Genomic DNA, 724 nt, shown 5'->3' on the forward strand with positions numbered 1-724 from the left:
CGTGCCTCCGTAGCTAACATCTACGTCAGCGTTGAAGAAGTAGCCTGCGCCACGGGATGTTTTGACCAGGCGAGGGTTGGCCGCATCAGCCTCCAGCTTTCGGCGCAAGCGCATGATTAGGACATCGATACTTCGATCGTACACCTCTTCTCCACGCACACGGCTCGCGAGCAAAAGCCGTTCTCTGGATAGCACGTTGCGGGGGTTCTCCAGAAATGCGATCAAGAGATTGAACTCACATGCGGTAAGCTTGACCTCGCCACGCTCCGCACAGATCAGTCGCCGCTGCTTCACGCTGAGCTTCCAGGCCCCAAAGCGAAATGAGCGCTGCTCTCTGGTTCGCGGACTAGAAATGCGCTGGCGTAGCGCTACTCGAATGCGGGCCAAGAATTCGCGCATCCCGAAAGGCTTGGGAATGAAATCGGTTGCGCCGAGCTCCAGTGCAACCACTTTTTCCGCCTCATCAAGCCGGTCGCCGCTGATCACTATGATAGGAACATCCGATTTTGTCGCCAGATTGCGGACGATCGCAAGTCCATCCTCCCGGCCTAGGTTAAGGTCAACAACCACGAGATCGACTGGCTCACGTGAAAGAACATAGTCAAACTGCTTGCTATCGTGGACTGCGGTTACCTTCAGGGCATGCATCGTGAGATACTCGGCGATGAGGCGCCGCATTGCGGCATCATCGTCAATGACAAGAACATGTTTCAACGGCACACCT

The 724-nt window shown here is 55.7% G+C and carries 1 protein-coding gene; it reads right to left on the reverse strand.

Annotation, left to right across the window (positions count from 1 at the left end; all coding sequences use genetic code 11):
• On the reverse strand, positions 1 to 714 hold a 714-nt coding region (gene virG, locus NKJ00_RS32190), incomplete at its 3' end, for a two-component system response regulator VirG (protein WP_352632607.1).
• Positions 715 to 724 lie beyond the last annotated feature (10 nt).

Origin of the sequence: Mesorhizobium sp. M0227, from assembly GCF_040321855.1 — a bacterium.
Lineage (GTDB): Bacteria > Pseudomonadota > Alphaproteobacteria > Rhizobiales > Rhizobiaceae > Mesorhizobium.